The sequence below is a fragment of the Modestobacter sp. VKM Ac-2985 genome (assembly GCF_026967925.1).
Classification (GTDB): domain Bacteria; phylum Actinomycetota; class Actinomycetes; order Mycobacteriales; family Geodermatophilaceae; genus Modestobacter.
Map to the genome: position 1 here is coordinate 1,305,748 of NZ_JAPVBI010000002.1, position 14,367 is coordinate 1,320,114.

Here is a 14,367-nt window from a genome sequence, read left to right on the forward strand (position 1 = left end):
CAGTCACCTCCCCGGACTGCGCGCAACCTCCCGTACCCCGGGAGGTTTTTTCGTGTCTGGGCCCAGTACCGAACCGACCCGGGAGACACCGTGGCCACGCACCCCGCCACCGAGCTCGACCTCGACCCGACCGACTTCCACGTCTTCGACACGACCCTGCGCGACGGCGCCCAGCGCGAGGGCGTGAGCTGGTCCGTCGCGGACAAGCTCGCCGTCGCCCGGTTGCTCGACGAGATCGGCGTCGGCTTCATCGAGGGCGGCTGGCCGGGGGCACTGCCCAAGGACACCGAGTTCTTCGCCCGGGCCCGCACCGAGCTGGACCTCCAGCACGCGCAGCTGGTGGCCTTCGGCGCCACCCGCAAGGTCGGCGTCCGGGTCGAGGACGACCCCCAGGTGCGCGCGCTGCTGGACGCGCAGACCCCGGTGGTGTGCCTGGTGGCCAAGTCCGACGTGCGGCACGTGCGCGAGGCGCTGCGCACCACGCCCGAGGAGAACCTGGCGATGGTCGCCGACACCGTCGCCTTCCTGGTCGGGCACGGACGGCGGGTGTTCGTCGACTGCGAGCACTTCTTCGACGGCTACGCCGCCGACCCCGACCACGGTGTCGCGGTGCTGGAGGCCGCCTTCGCCGCCGGCGCCGAGGTGGGCGTGCTGTGCGACACCAACGGCGGGATGCTGCCGATGAGCGTGGGCCGGGTGGTCGCCGACGTCCGCGCGCGGACCACCGGGAAGCTCGGCATCCACTGCCAGGACGACACCGGGTGTGCGGTGGCCAACAGCCTGGCCGCCGTGGAGGCCGGCGTGACCCACGTGCAGGGCACCGCCAACGGCTACGGCGAGCGGGCCGGCAACGCCGACACGTTCGCGCTGATCGGCAACCTGGTCACCAAGATGGGGCTGCCGGTGGTGCCGGCCGCGTGCCTGCCCGAGCTGAAGCGGGTCAGCCACGCGATCGCGGAGCTGGCCAACATCGCCCCGGACGACCACCAGCCGTTCGTCGGCGCCTCGGCCTTCGCGCACAAGGCCGGCCTGCACGCCAGCGCCATCAAGGTGCGCCCGGAGCTGTACAACCACCTGGACCCGGCGGTCGTCGGCAACGACATGCGCATCCTGGTCACCGAGATGGCCGGCCGGGCCTCGATCGAGCTCAAGGGGCGCGAGCTGGGGGTGGACCTGGCCGGGCAGGCCGACGCCATCGGCCGGGTGGTGGACCAGGTCAAGGTGCTGGAGGCCGACGGCTGGTCCTTCGAGGCCGCCGACGCCTCCTTCGAACTGCTGCTGCGCAACGAGCTGCCGGGGGCCCCCGCGCCGCTGTTCGAGCTGGAGAGCTACCGGACCTCCGTCGAGCACTGGGGGAACGGGGTGGTCGTCAGCGAGGCCACCGTCAAGGTGCACGTGCCGAACGAGGACGGGACGACGGAGCGGGTGATCAGCACCGGCGAGGGCAACGGCCCGGTCAACGCGCTGGACAACGCGCTGCGGCAGGCCCTGGTCAGCCGGTACCCGCACCTGGCCGACGTCTCGCTGGCCGACTACAAGGTGCGCATCCTGGGCTGGAACGGCGGCACCAGCGCCACCACCCGGGTGCTCGTCGACAGCACCGACGGGGTGGGGGAGTGGACCACCGTGGGGGTGCACGACAACATCGTCGAGGCGTCCTGGCACGCCCTGGTCGACGCCTTCACCTACGCGGTGCGGCGTCGCTGAGGGAACCGGTCAGCGGCGCCGGAGGTCCCGCTCGATCTCCCGGGCAGCAGCCTGCAGCGCGGGCAACAGGTCGTCGCGGACCGCGTCCGGGGTGCTGTGCCGGGCCGAGGCGGAGATGTTCATCGCGGCGAGCACGGCGCCGTCGCCGTCCCGCACCGGCACCGCGATCGAGCGCAGCCCCTCCTCGAGCTCCTGGTCCACCAGCGCCCAGCCCTGGTCGCGGGCCTCGGCCAGCGCCCGGCGGAGCCGGTCGGGGTCGGTGACGGTGAAGGGGGTCAGCGCCGTCAGCTGCGCGGTCTGCAGGTAGCGCTCCCGGTCGGCGTCCGGCCGGGCGGCCAGCAGCACCCGGCCCATCGACGTCGCGTGGGCCGGGAACCGGGTCCCGACGTTGATGGCGACGGTCATGATCCGCCTGGTCGGCACCCGGGCGACGTAGACGATCTCCTCGTCGTCCAGCACCGACAGCGAGCACGACTCGTGCACCTCGGCGGCCAGGTGCTCCAGGTGCGGGCGGGCCACCTCCGGCAGGGACAGCCCGGACAGGTAGGCGTAGCCCAGCTCCAGCACCCGCGGACGCAGCTCGAACAGCCGGCCGGCGGAGCGGACGTACCCCAGCTCGACCAGGGTGAGCAGGAACCGGCGGGCAGCGGCCCGGGTGAGCCCGGTCTGCCGGGCGACCTCGCTGAGGGTCAGCTGGGTGTGCTCGGCGTCGAAGGCGCGGATGACGGCGAGCCCGCGCGCCAGTGACTGGACGAAGGCCTCCGGTCGCTCGCGGCCGCCCTCGTCGCCGGCGGGTGCCATCGCGTCCATCGAACTCCTCCCGGGCGGCGTCCTCTACGCCCGATCACGGTTCCAGCACGAGCGTTGACGTGACTGGCCTCACGACCTACGTTCCTCACCTGAACGCACGTTCGGATGCCGCACACCGTAGTGGGACCCGGGTGGTCGTCCACCCGTCGGCGGACAGGTTCGACCACTCGCCCTCACCGTGGAGGACAGGCACCTGATGCACCTGCTCACCGGGGCAGCGCCATGACCACGACCGAGGTGCGCCCCGCCCGGGCGGGTGCCGAGCCGGTCCGCCGGCGCCGTCGCGAACTCCCGTCGTCGGTCCTCGGCCTGGGCGGGCTGCTCGTGTTCGCCGCCCTGCTCGAGCTGCTGCCCCGCACCGGCCTCGTGTCTGCGGACTACTTCCCGCCGTTCAGCGAGATGGTGCGGGCGCTGGTGGAGGCAGCCGGCACCGACCGCTTCTGGGCCGCGACCGCACAGACGGTCCAGGCGTGGGGGATCGGTCTGGGGATCGCGCTCGTGGCCGGGATCGGCCTGGGCCTGCTGATCGGCAGCGTCGAGCTGCTCCGCCGGTTCACCGCCTCGACGATCGAGTTCCTGCGGCCGGTGCCGTCGGTGGCGCTGATCCCGCTGGCGGTGCTGCTGCTGGGCCTGGGCCTGCAGTCGACGCTGCTGCTGGTCGTGTACGCCTCGTTCTGGCAGATCCTGATCCAGGTGATCTACGGGGTGCAGGACGTCGACCCGGTCGCCCGGGAGACCGCGCGGTCCTACCACCTGGGCCGCTGGGCCCGGGTGCGGTACCTGATCTGGCCGACCGCGCTGCCCTACGTGATGACCGGCGTGCGGTTGGGTGCGGCGGTCGCCCTCATCCTGGCCGTGACCGCCGGCCTGGTCGGCATCGGCACCGGGCTCGGTGCGGAGATCGCGCTGGCCCAGTCGTCCAACGCCGTCCCGCTGGTGTACGGCCTGGTCATCTTCACCGGCCTGCTGGGCGTGGTGGTCAACCTGGTCGCCCGCGCGCTGGAGCGCCGCACGCTGGCCTGGCACTCGTCGGTGCGCGCGGACGTGGGGGGCTGATCGTGCGGGGACCGGTGGTGGACCCGGTGCTGCGCTGGGGCAGGACGCTGGGCTTCGCGCTCACCCTGCCCGTCGTCCTGGTCACGCTGTGGTGGGTGTGGTCGGCCGACAGCACGAACTACTACGCACCGCCGCTGCAGACCATCCTCACCACGTTCGGTGACGTCTGGTTCTCCGAGCGCCTGCGCGCCGACGTGCTGCCCAGCGTCACCCGGCTGGCGATCGGCTACACCGGGGCGGTCGTGCTCGGGGTCGGGCTGGGCGTGCTCCTGGGGGCCAACCGCACGCTGCGGCGGGTGACCGAGCCGGTGCTGGAGTTCTTCCGGGCCATCCCACCGCCGGCGCTGATCCCGATCCTGTTCCTGTTCGCCGGCATCGGGGACACCGCCAAGGTCATCGTGATCGTCTCCGGTGCCGTCTGGCCGGTGCTGCTCAACACCGTCGAGGGCGTGCGCGCGGTGGACGACGTCCTGTCCGACACCTCGCGGTCCTACGGCGTCACCGGCCTGGCCCGGCTCCGCCACCTGGTGCTGCCGGCGGCCAGCCCGCAGATCGTCGCCGGCATGCGCCAGGCGCTGTCGATCTCGATCATCCTCATGGTGATCAGCGAGATGTTCGCCTCCACCAACGGGCTGGGGTTCAGCGTCATCCAGTTCCAGCGCAGCTTCGCCATCCCGGAGATGTGGAGCGGGATCCTGCTGCTCGGCCTGCTCGGGTTCGTCCTGTCCCTGCTGTTCCAGCTCTTCGAACGGCGCAGCCTGCGCTGGTACCACGGCCTGCGCCGATCTCAGCGAGGAGAGAACTGATGACCCAGCCGCTGCTCGACGTCGCCGGCGTGCAGAAGACCTACACCGGCTCCGGCCGGACCGTGGAGGCGGTCCGCGACCTGACCTTCTCCGTAGGGGACGGCGAACTGGTGTGCATCGTGGGCCCGTCGGGGGCGGGCAAGACGACGCTGCTCAAGTGCATCGCCGGGCTGCTGGAGCCCACCGCCGGCACCGTCACCCTCGCCGGCGCCCGCGTCGACGGGCCGCCGGACGCGATGGCGGTGGTCTTCCAGGAGTACGGCCGCAGCCTCTTCCCGTGGATGACCGTCGAGGGCAACGTCGAGCTGCCGCTGAAGCAGAAGAAGCTGGACAAGGCCCGCCGACGGGAGCTGGTGCGCGACGCACTGGAGGCCGTGGGCCTGGCCGACGTGCACAGCGCCTACCCGTGGCAGCTGTCCGGCGGCATGCAGCAGCGTGTGGCGATCGCCCGGGCGGTGGCCTACGAGCCCAAGGTCCTGCTGATGGACGAGCCGTTCGCCGCCGTCGACGCACAGACCCGGGCCGACCTCGAGGACCTGATCCGCTCGCTGTGGCACAAGCTGGGGGTGACCATCCTCTTCGTCACCCACGACATCGACGAGTCGGTCTACCTGGGGCAGCGGGTGCTCGTGCTGTCCTCCTCCCCGACGGTGATCATGGAGGACCTCGCCATCGACCTGCCCGACGAGCGCACCCAGCTGGAGACCCGGTCCTCGCCGCGGTTCGCCGAGCTGCGCGGGCACGTCTACGAGCAGATCCAGCTGGCCAAGCACCGCAAGGGCGATCAGCACCAGCGCGACGAGGTGGCGCCTGCGCGGTCCGCCCACGGCGCCACGGTCGCCGCCGAGCCCGGCTCCTGACCAACGGTTCCGTCCCCCGTCCCCGCACGCCCGGCAAAGGAGCCCCCATGCGTCGCCTGCTCGCCCCGCTCGCCGCCCTCGCGCTGCTGACCACCGCCACCGCCTGCGGCGGCTCGTCCGACGAGCCGTCCACCGACACCGAGGGCGGGCTCACCCAGCTCACCGTCGGCATCATCCCGATCATCGACGTCGCCCCGATCTACCTCGGGCAGGAGCAGGGCTTCTTCGAGGAGCGGGGCATCGAGCTGGAGCTGGTCCCCGGCTCCGGTGGCGCCGCCGCGGTGCCCGGCGTGGTGGCCGGGGACTTCGACTTCGCGTTCGGCAACGTGACGTCCCTGCTGCTGGCCCAGACCCAGGGCCTGCCGCTGCAGGTCGTCTCCAACGGGACAGCCTCCACCGGTGACCCGGCGACCGACTTCTCCGCCGTCGTCGTGCCCGCCGACAGCCCGGTGCAGACCGCCGCCGACCTGGCGGGCCGGACCGTGGCGGTGAACAACCTCAAGAACATCGGCGAGGTCACGATCCGCAAGGCCGTCGAGGACGCCGGCGGCGACCCCTCGGCGGTCGAGTTCGTCGAGCTGGGCTTCCCGGACATGCCGGCCGCGGTGGCCAACGGGAGCGTGGACGCCGCCTGGGTGGTCGAGCCGTTCGTCACCGTCGCCACCGACCAGGGCGCCCGCGCCGTGGTGAGCAACTTCGCCGAGCCGGTCGAGGACCTCACCGTGGCGACCTACTTCACCACCGAGCAGATGCTCGCCGAGAACCCGGAGCTGGTCGACGACTTCCAGGCCGCCATGGCCGAGTCGCTGCAGTACGCCCAGGACAACCCGGACGAGCTGCGCCGGATCATCACGAGCTACACCAGCATCACCCCCGAGGTCGCCGAGCAGATCGCCCTCCCGTCCTTCCCGGAGGAGATCAACGTCGAGTCGATGGAGACGGTCGCCGAGCTGATGGCCGAGTACGGGATCACCGAGGAGACCGCCGACGTCGACGCGCTGCTGGCGACCGACTGACCGTGCCCGGCCCCACGACCCCTCCTGCGGCGCCGACGGTCCGGGACGTCACCTTCGACGTGCTGCGCCGGCTCGGCCTGACCACGATGTTCGCCAACCCGGGCTCGACCGAGGTGCCCTTCCTCGCCGGGCTCCCCGACGACATCGAGTTCGTGCTCGCGCTGCACGAGGGGTCGGTGGTCGGCATCGCCACCGGCTGGGCCATCGCCCGCGACCGGCCGGCCCTGGTGAACCTGCACACCACGGCGGGGCTGGGCAACGCCGTCGGCGCGCTGGCCACGGCCCGGGTCAACCGGGCGCCCCTCGTGGTGCTGGTCGGCCAGCAGGACCGGCGGCACCTCGCCCTGGAGCCCTTCCTCGCCGGCAGGCTCGCCGGCCTGGCCGGTGACTACCCGGTCTGGGTCGACCAGCCGGTGCGCGCCCAGGACGTCCCCGGGTCGATCGCGCGCGCCCACCACGAGGCGGTCACCGGGCGCGGCCCGGCGATCGTCATCGTCCCGATGGACGACTGGGCGCAGGAGATGTCCGACCCCGGCCCGCCGGCCGCGGCGGCCGTGGTGCGTCGCCCGGTCGGGGTCGACGAGGCCACGGTCGCCGAGGTCGCCGAGCTGCTCGACGGTGCGACGGCGCCGGTGCTGGTGGTCGGTGCCGGCGCCGACACCGCCGTCACCCGGGCGGCCTTGGTGCAGCTGGCCGAACGGCTCGCTGCACCGGTGCGCCAGGAGGCCTTCGGCGCCCGGGCGGGCTTCCCCCAGGACCACCCGCAGTACCAGGGGCTGCTGCCCGCCGGCCGGGAGCGGCTGCGTGGGGTGCTGGCCGGCCACGACCTCGTGCTGGTGGTCGGCGCCCCGGCCTTCCGGCAGTACCCCTACCAGCCCGGCCCCTTCGTCGACCCCGGCACCCGGATCGTGCAGGTCAGCCAGGACCCGGCCGAGGTGCACCGGAGCCCGGCCGACCTGGCCGTGCTCACCGACCCCGGCGTCTTCTGTGCCGCCCTCGCCGAGCGGGTGACCGACCGCGGCCGGCCGCCCGGCCCGCCGCGGACACCGGTGACCGTGCCGCCGCCGGCGCCGGGGGAGCCGCTGCGGGCCCCGCACGTCTACGCCCAGCTCGCCCAGCGGCTCGACCCGGACACCGTGGTGGTGGAGGAGTCGCCGTCCACCCGCCAGCTGCTGGAGGAGATGGTCCCGTCCCGGCAGCCGCTGGGGTACCTGGGCGTGGCGATGGGCGGCCTGGGGTTCGGCATGCCGGCCGCCATCGGCGTCCGGATGGCCCGCCCGGACCGGCCGGTGGTCGCGGTCCTCGGCGACGGCTCCTCGATGTACGCCGTCCAGTCGCTGTGGACAGCGGCCCGTTACGGCGTCGGCGTCCTCTTCCTCGTCTTCGCCAACGGCGGCTACGCGATCATGGACAAGCTGGTGGAGCGGCAGGGCGCCGGCACGGCGCCGTGGCCGAGCTTCCCCGAGGTGCGGCTCTCCGCCCTGGCCACCGCGCTCGGCTGCCCCGCCCGCCGGATCAGCAGCCACGAGGAGCTGCTGGCGGCGCTGGACGACGTGCTTCCCCGGCTCCGGGAGCTCGACGCCCCGCTGCTGCTGGACGTCGACGTGGCCCCGGAGGCCGACTTCAACCCCTGAGCGGCGCCACCGTGCTGGCCAGCAGGCAGAACTCGTTGCCCTCCGGGTCGGCCAGCACGTGCCAGGTCATCTCCTCGGTGAACGGGCCCTGGCCGACGTCCACCGGGGTGGCGCCGAGGGCGAGCAGCCGGTCCAGCTCCTCGGCCTGCGACCGGTCGGTGGCGTTGAGGTCCAGGTGCAGCCGGCGCTTGCCCGGCGTCGGGTCGGGCACCGGGACGAAGTCCAGCACGGGCTGTGGGCCCTTGGGCTCCTGCCCCGGTGGGCCGATCGTCACCACGCCGTCCTCGTCGGTGTCCTGCACCTCGTAGCCGAGCACCTCTGCCCACCACCGGGCGAGCGCGGCAGGGTCGGTGGAGTCGACGGCGACTGCGGTGATCCGGGCGGCCATGACGCACGGTAGCGACCCGGGGATGACGCACGGCAGCGACCTGAGGGACGCCGCACGGTGGCCGGGCACGGAGCCCCGACTAGCCTGAGGACGTGCGCATCGTCCGCTTCGCCCACCCAGCCGGCATGTCCTTCGGGGTCCTCGACGGGGACGGCCAGGTCGCCCAGATCGAAGGCCACCCGTTCGGTCAGATCTCCTTCACCGGTCAGCGGTACGCCGCGGCCGATGTCCGGCTGCTCTCACCGATCCTCCCCAGCAAGGTGGTCGGCATCGGCAAGAACTACGCCGACCACGTGCAGGAGATGGCGACCGGGGACGCACCGGAGGAGCCGCTGGTCTTCCTCAAGCCCTCCACCACGGTGATCGGCCCGGGTGACGCGATCCGCATCCCGGCCGGCAGCACGAACGTGCACCACGAGGTCGAGCTCGCCGTCGTCATCGGGGCGCGCGGCGCCCGCCAGGTCAGCCCGGAGCAGGCGCTGTCCAGCGTCTTCGGGTACACGATCGGCAACGACGTGACCGAGCGCGACATGCAGCGCAACGACGGGCAGTGGACCCGGGCGAAGGGCTTCGACTCCTTCTGCCCGCTCGGCCCGTGGATCGAGACGGACCTGGCCGGCCTCGGCAAGGACCCCGCAGACCTGGAGATCACCTGCAGCGTGGACGGCGAGCTGCGCCAGTCCGGCCGGACCAGCCAGCTGCTGTTCGGCATCCCGACGCTGATCTCGCACATCTCCCAGGTGATGACCCTGCTGCCCGGTGACGTGGTGCTGACCGGCACCCCGGCCGGCGTCGGCCCCATCGCCCCGGGGCAGCGCGTCGAGTGCACGATCGAGGGGCTGGGCACGCTGACCAGCACCGTCGCCGGCGCCGACCCGACCTCCACGGCCGGCGTCCGATGACCGCCCCGGCCGGTCCGGTCCGCACCCGGTTCTGCCCGTCCCCGACCGGGCTGGTGCACGTCGGCCTGCTCCGGACGGCGCTGTTCAACTGGGCGCACGCCCGGCACACCGGCGGCACGTTCGTCTTCCGGATCGAGGACACCGACGCCGCGCGCGACTCCGAGGAGTCCTACCGCCACCTGCTGGACTGCCTGCGCTGGCTCGGCCTGGACTGGGACGAGGGCCCGGAGGTCGGCGGCCCGCACGGCCCGTACCGGCAGTCCGAGCGGTACGACGTCTACCGCGAGGTGGCGGCGAAGCTGCTCGCCTCCGGGCACGCCTACGAGTCCTTCTCCACCAACGAGGAGGTCGACGCCCGCCGCCGGGCCGCCGGCCAGGACACAAAGCTCGGCTACGACAACCACGACCGGTCCCTCACCGATGCGCAGAAGGCGGCGTTCCGGGCCGAGGGCCGCGACCCGGTGCTGCGGCTGCGGATGCCCGACAGCGACCTGGTCTGGGACGACCTCGTGCGCGGGGAGGTCCGGTTCGCCGCCGGGTCGGTGCCGGACTTCGTGCTGGTCCGCGGCAACGGGGCGCCGCTGTACCCCTTCGTCAACCCGGTCGACGACGCCCTCATGGGCATCACCGACGTGCTCCGGGGCGAGGACCTGCTGCCCTCCACCCCGCGGCAGCTGGCCCTCTACGCCGCGCTGACCGACATCGGCGTCGCGCAGGGCACCCCCCGCTTCGGGCACCTGCCGTACGTGACGGGGGAGGGGAGCAAGAAGCTCTCGAAGCGGGACCCCACGTCCAACGTCGACGTCTACCGCGAGCGCGGCTTCCTGCCCGAGGGGCTGGTCAACTACCTGGCGCTGCTGGGCTGGTCGATCGCCGAGGACCGGGACGTCTTCTCCACGGCCGAGCTGGTCGAGGCGTTCGACGTCACCCGGGTCAGCGCCAACCCGGCGCGGTTCGACGTGAAGAAGGCGGAGGCGATCAACGCCACCCACCTGCGGGCGCTGCCGGTCGAGGAGTTCCTCGCCGCGGTGACGCCGTACCTGGCGAGCGCTGGGCTGGTCACCGACCCGCCCACCGCCGAGCAGGCCGCCACGCTCGAGGCGATCGCCCCGTTGGCCCAGGAGCGGATGATCGTGCTCTCCGACGCCGTCGGGCTGCTCGGCTTCCTGTTCACCGAGGACGTCGAGATCGACCCCGCGGCCGCGGAGAAGCAGCTGGGCGCCGGCGCCGGTGAGGTGCTGGACGCCGCGACCGCGGCGCTGCACGCCCTCCCGGAGTGGACGACCGCTGCGATCGAGACGGCGCTCAAGGAGGCCCTCGTCGAGGGGCTCGGCCGCAAGCCGCGGCAGGCGTTCGGTCCGGTGCGGGTGGCCGTCAGCGGCCGGACGGTGTCCCCGCCGCTGTACGAGTCGATGGAGCTGCTGGGCCGGGAGCGCACCCTCGCCCGGCTGGCCGCGGGCCGCGGCATCGCGACCGGATGACCGGACGGGGCGACGGCGCCTGGGCGCAGCCCGAGCCGCCGTACAGCGGCCCGCCGCCGACCGGCCGGTACGGCGCCCCGCCCCGGGTGCCCCTCGGTCCGCCGCCGGGTGGTCCCGCCGGTTGGCCGGCCGCCCCCGGGTGGATGGCACCCGGGGTGCCGCCGTCCCCGCCTCCGCCGCAGCGCCCCCACCCGCTTCCGGCGCGGCCGGTGACCCCGCCCGGGGCGCCTCCGCACGACACGCCCCAGCCCTACGCGCTGCTCATGCGGACGCGGGACTGGGCGTGGTGGCGTCCGGTGCTGGGCCTGCTGCTGTTCACCGTGCTCTACGGGGTGGCCGCCGTGGTCCTGGTGCTGGTCGTCGTGCTGACCGGGGTGGTGCCGGACCTCGCCATGCAGGACCTCACCGACATCGGGGTGCTGCTGGTCACCAACGCCTCGCTGATCGTGGCCATCCCCATCGTGTGGGTGTGCTGGCTGGTGCCGCACGGGTTGAAGATCGGCTGGTCGTCCTCGGTGCTGGGCCGGCTGCGCTGGCGGATGCTGCTGCCGTGGACCTGGCGTGGCCTGGCGACGCTCGGGCTCGCGGTCGCCATCGGCCTGCTGCTCACCATCGCGGGCACCGACCTGTCGATCACGGGGCCGACCTCCTCCTTCGGCTGGCTGCTCCTGGTCGTCCTGCTGACGACGCCGCTGCAGTGCGCGGCCGAGGAGTACTTCTTCCGCGGGTACCTGAGCCAGGCGATCGCCGGCTGGGTCGGCCGCCCGCAGGCCGGTGCCGTGGTCGCGGGGGTGCTGACGGCCGCGCTGTTCTCCGCCGCGCACGCACCGCCGGACGTCGAGACGTTCCTCTACCGGTTCGTCATCGGCCTGGTGTTGTCGGCGGTGGTCTGGCTGACCGGGGGGCTGGAGGCCGCCATCGCCCTGCACACGGTCAACAACGTGGTGATCTTCATCATGGCCGGGGCGCTGGGGGAGGAGCTCGCCACAGCGGACCCCGGCGGCGCACTGAGCCTGGCGACGACCGTGCTCGGGATGTCCGGCATGGTCGCCTTCGTCGTCTGGGTCGCCGTCACCAGCCGGCGGCTGCAGCCGGAGCTGCTCAGCCCCGCACTGCAGCTGACGGCCCCCGGCCCGGCAGGGCCAGCTCAGCCGCGGTGGGGCGGGCCGCCTGCTCCACCGCCCTGGGGCGGGCCGCCGGTCCCGCCCCCGTGGGGTGGCCCGGGGGCGCCGCGGCCCTGGGCGCCGGGCCCGTCGACGGGCGGGTGGGGTCGGCCGCCGGGGGGCTGACCCGCCGGCGGAGGGGGTGCCTGCGCCCCCTCCGCCGGGATCGGGTATTGTTTCTTCCCGGCGCCGCAAGGTGCTGCACGGCCATTGGGGTATGGGGTAATTGGCAGCCCGACGGTTTCTGGTTCCGTTAGTCTAGGTTCGAGTCCTGGTACCCCAGCGAGGAGCACATCTCCTCTGTACGACCGCACCACAGCACCACCTGGCCCCGTCGTCTAGCGGCCCAGGACGCCGCCCTCTCACGGCGGTAGCGAGGGTTCGAATCCCTTCGGGGCTACACCTGACAGAGCCCCCGACCCACCCGGGTCGGGGGCTCTCGTGGTCTCTGCGGGCCCTCCGGGCGAGGGTCGACGGCCGGAGGCGCCGGCGGGAGGGTCTCGCGAGGGGCGGCTGGGCCGTCTGGCAGAATCCACGTCGCACCACCTGGCCCCGTCGTCTAGCGGCCCAGGACGCCGCCCTCTCACGGCGGTAGCGAGGGTTCGAATCCCTTCGGGGCTACACCTGACAGAGCCCCCGACCCACCCGGGTCGGGGGCTCTCGTCGTCTTCCGGGTGCACCTCCGTGGGTCTGGTCACACAACCCCCCGTTGCGGTGACCAACGAAGTGCCGGGGTGGTCGAACTTTGTTAGCTTCGCGAAGCTGATCATCGCGCTGTGCCACCGTGCCTCGCCCTGTGAGGCAGGCAGGGGTCCCGGCCGGTCCTGGTCGGGGCCCGATCTCACCGAACCTGGAGGGAACCCCGGTGGTCCTCGCAGCGGACGAGACGCTGCGGCTCGATGCGAACGTCATCGACTACGCGCTCGTCGCCGCCTACTTCGCCGTCGTCCTGCTCATCGGCTTCGCCGCCCGTCGCCGGGTGTCCGACAGCCTCGACTTCTTCCTGTCCGGCCGGTCGCTCCCGGCCTGGGTGACCGGCCTGGCGTTCATCTCGGCCAACCTCGGAGCCGTCGAGATCATCGGCATGTCGGCCAACGGCGCCCAGTTCGGCATGGCCACGTTCCACTACTTCTGGATCGGCGCCGTGCCGGCCATGCTCTTCCTCGGCGTGGTGATGATGCCCTTCTACTACGGGTCGAAGGTGCGCTCCGTCCCGGAGTTCATGCGCCGCCGGTTCGGCACCGGGGCCCACCTGGTGAACGCGCTGAGCTTCGCGCTCGCCCAGGTGCTCATCGCCGGCATCAACCTCTACCTGCTGGCCACCGTCGTGAACGCGCTGCTGGGCTGGCCGCAGTGGATCTCGCTGATCGTCGCCGCGGCCGTCGTGCTGAGCTACATCACCCTCGGCGGCCTCTCGGCGGCCATCTACAACGAGGTGCTCCAGTTCTTCGTCATCGTGGCCGCGCTGCTGCCGCTGACGCTGATCGGCCTGCACCGGGTGGGCGGCGTCGGCGGCCTGGTCGACGCGGTCCGCGACAGCGGCAACGAGAACGACCTCAGCTCGTGGCCGGCCAGCGACCTCACCAGCATCGACAACCCGGTGCTGTCGGTGATCGGGATCGTCTTCGGCCTGGGCTTCGTGCTCTCCTTCGGCTACTGGACGACGAACTTCGTCGAGGTCCAGCGGGCGATGGCGACGAAGTCGATGTCGGCCGCGCGGAGCACCCCGGTCATCGGCTCGTTCCCGAAGATGTTCATCCCGTTCATCGTGATCGTTCCCGGGATGATCGCCGCGGTCCTGGTCAACGAGGTGCGGGAGCTGAAGGCCGGCGGTGACCCGGGGGTCACCTACAACGACTCGATCCTGCTGCTGATCCGCGACGTGCTCCCCAACGGCCTGCTGGGCGTGGCGATCGCCGGCCTGCTGGCCTCGTTCATGGCCGGCATGGCGGCCAACATCTCGGCCTTCAACACGGTCTTCAGCTACGACCTCTGGCAGCAGTACGTGAAGAAGGACCGCCCGGACGAGTACTACCTGAGGGTCGGCCGGCTGGCGACCGTCGGGGCGACGGTGACCGCCATCTTCACCGCGCTCATCGCCGCGGGCTTCGACAACCTGATGGACTACCTGCAGACGCTCTTCGGCTTCTTCAACGCCCCGCTGTTCGCCACGTTCATCCTGGGCATGTTCTGGAAGCGGATGACCCCGACCGCCGGCTGGGCCGGGCTGGTCTCCGGCACCGGTGCCGCCGTCCTGGTGTGGTCGCTGAGCGAGGTCGGCGTGATCGGGCTGGAGGGCCAGGGGGCGAGCTTCGTGGCCGCGGGTGCGGCCTTCGTCGTGGACATCGCCGTGAGCGTCGCGGTGAGCATGGTGACCGCACCCAAGCCCGTCTCCGAGCTGGCCGGGCTGGTGTACTCCGAGACGCCCAAGGAGGACCGCACCGACCCCGAGGCCCACCGGTTGCCCTGGTACCAGTCGCCGACGAAGCTCGCCGGCGTCTCCCTGGTCATGGTCATCGCCCTGAACCTGGTCTTCCGTTGATC

12 protein-coding genes and 3 tRNA genes are annotated in these 14,367 nt (G+C 72.6%); 13 read left to right on the forward strand and 2 right to left on the reverse strand.

Annotation, left to right across the window (positions count from 1 at the left end; translation table 11 throughout):
* Positions 1–90 precede the first annotated feature (90 nt).
* Positions 91–1,707: a citramalate synthase gene (gene cimA, locus O2V61_RS15510; RefSeq protein ID WP_269184160.1), complete on the forward strand. Its 1,617-nt coding sequence runs from the start codon at positions 91–93 to the stop codon at positions 1,705–1,707.
* A gap of 9 nt (positions 1,708–1,716) precedes the next feature.
* On the opposite strand, the gene O2V61_RS15515 is transcribed toward cimA, so the two are convergent.
* Positions 1,717–2,517 (reverse strand): IclR family transcriptional regulator domain-containing protein, encoded by an 801-nt coding sequence (locus O2V61_RS15515; RefSeq protein WP_269184161.1) that lies wholly within the window; start codon positions 2,515–2,517, stop codon positions 1,717–1,719.
* Positions 2,518–2,739: 222 nt separating this feature from the next.
* On the opposite strand from O2V61_RS15515, the gene O2V61_RS15520 reads away from it, so the two are divergent.
* Genes O2V61_RS15520 through mdlC form a run of 5 tightly spaced genes read left to right on the forward strand, consistent with a single transcriptional unit; the run spans position 2,740 to position 7,889 of the window.
* Complete coding sequence (locus tag O2V61_RS15520; RefSeq protein WP_269184162.1) at positions 2,740–3,573, forward strand: ABC transporter permease; 834 nt, start codon at positions 2,740–2,742, stop codon at positions 3,571–3,573.
* Positions 3,574–3,575: 2 nt separating this feature from the next.
* A complete protein-coding gene (locus O2V61_RS15525) occupies positions 3,576–4,379 on the forward strand; it encodes an ABC transporter permease (protein ID WP_269184163.1) in 804 nt (267 codons plus the stop codon).
* Positions 4,379–5,239 carry an ABC transporter ATP-binding protein gene (locus O2V61_RS15530; RefSeq protein ID WP_269184164.1) on the forward strand — a complete coding sequence of 287 codons (861 nt, stop codon included), beginning with the start codon at positions 4,379–4,381 and terminating at the stop codon, positions 5,237–5,239. The genes O2V61_RS15525 and O2V61_RS15530 overlap by 1 nt, the downstream gene beginning before the upstream one ends.
* Before the next feature lie 47 nt (positions 5,240–5,286).
* Positions 5,287–6,255: an ABC transporter substrate-binding protein gene (locus O2V61_RS15535; protein WP_269184165.1), complete on the forward strand. Its 969-nt coding sequence runs from the start codon at positions 5,287–5,289 to the stop codon at positions 6,253–6,255.
* Between the two features lie 2 nt (positions 6,256–6,257).
* On the forward strand, positions 6,258–7,889 hold the full coding sequence (gene mdlC / locus O2V61_RS15540) for a benzoylformate decarboxylase (protein WP_269184166.1): 1,632 nt from the start codon (positions 6,258–6,260) through the stop codon (positions 7,887–7,889).
* Here the strand turns inward: mdlC and O2V61_RS15545 are convergent.
* A complete protein-coding gene (locus O2V61_RS15545; protein ID WP_269184167.1) occupies positions 7,879–8,277 on the reverse strand; it encodes a VOC family protein in 399 nt (132 codons plus the stop codon). The genes mdlC and O2V61_RS15545 overlap by 11 nt on opposite strands.
* Positions 8,278–8,369: 92 nt before the next feature.
* Between O2V61_RS15545 and O2V61_RS15550 the strand changes: the two genes are divergently transcribed.
* From O2V61_RS15550 to O2V61_RS15580, 7 genes are all read left to right on the forward strand, one after another.
* Entirely contained in the window at positions 8,370–9,179 is an 810-nt protein-coding gene (locus O2V61_RS15550; protein WP_269184168.1) for a fumarylacetoacetate hydrolase family protein, read from the forward strand.
* Positions 9,176–10,660 carry a glutamate--tRNA ligase gene (gene gltX / locus O2V61_RS15555; RefSeq protein WP_269184169.1) on the forward strand — a complete coding sequence of 495 codons (1,485 nt, stop codon included), beginning with the start codon at positions 9,176–9,178 and terminating at the stop codon, positions 10,658–10,660. The genes O2V61_RS15550 and gltX overlap by 4 nt, the downstream gene beginning before the upstream one ends.
* Positions 10,661–10,923: 263 nt before the next feature.
* Positions 10,924–11,949: a CPBP family intramembrane glutamic endopeptidase gene (locus O2V61_RS15560; protein WP_269184170.1), complete on the forward strand. Its 1,026-nt coding sequence runs from the start codon at positions 10,924–10,926 to the stop codon at positions 11,947–11,949.
* Positions 11,950–12,034: 85 nt separating this feature from the next.
* Positions 12,035–12,106: transfer RNA gene (locus O2V61_RS15565), tRNA-Gln, on the forward strand.
* A gap of 44 nt (positions 12,107–12,150) precedes the next feature.
* Positions 12,151–12,223, forward strand: a tRNA-Glu gene (locus O2V61_RS15570).
* Between the two features lie 148 nt (positions 12,224–12,371).
* Positions 12,372–12,444 (forward strand) — tRNA-Glu (locus tag O2V61_RS15575).
* Between the two features lie 244 nt (positions 12,445–12,688).
* Positions 12,689–14,365: a sodium:solute symporter family protein gene (locus tag O2V61_RS15580; RefSeq protein ID WP_269184171.1), complete on the forward strand. Its 1,677-nt coding sequence runs from the start codon at positions 12,689–12,691 to the stop codon at positions 14,363–14,365.
* The last annotated feature ends 2 nt before the right edge of the window (positions 14,366–14,367 follow it).

Bases quoted from the DNA above. Each gene is read 5' to 3' on its own strand.
- O2V61_RS15515 (WP_269184161.1), bottom strand. From the start codon at position 2,517: ATGGACGCGATGGCACCCGCCGGCGACGAGGGCGGCCGCGAGCGACCG.
- O2V61_RS15520 (WP_269184162.1), top strand. From the start codon at position 2,740: ATGACCACGACCGAGGTGCGCCCCGCCCGGGCGGGTGCCGAGCCGGTC.
- O2V61_RS15530 (WP_269184164.1), top strand. From the start codon at position 4,379: ATGACCCAGCCGCTGCTCGACGTCGCCGGCGTGCAGAAGACCTACACC.
- O2V61_RS15535 (WP_269184165.1), top strand. From the start codon at position 5,287: ATGCGTCGCCTGCTCGCCCCGCTCGCCGCCCTCGCGCTGCTGACCACC.
- O2V61_RS15545 (WP_269184167.1), bottom strand. From the start codon at position 8,277: ATGGCCGCCCGGATCACCGCAGTCGCCGTCGACTCCACCGACCCTGCC.
- gltX (WP_269184169.1), top strand. From the start codon at position 9,176: ATGACCGCCCCGGCCGGTCCGGTCCGCACCCGGTTCTGCCCGTCCCCG.
- O2V61_RS15560 (WP_269184170.1), top strand. From the start codon at position 10,924: ATGCGGACGCGGGACTGGGCGTGGTGGCGTCCGGTGCTGGGCCTGCTG.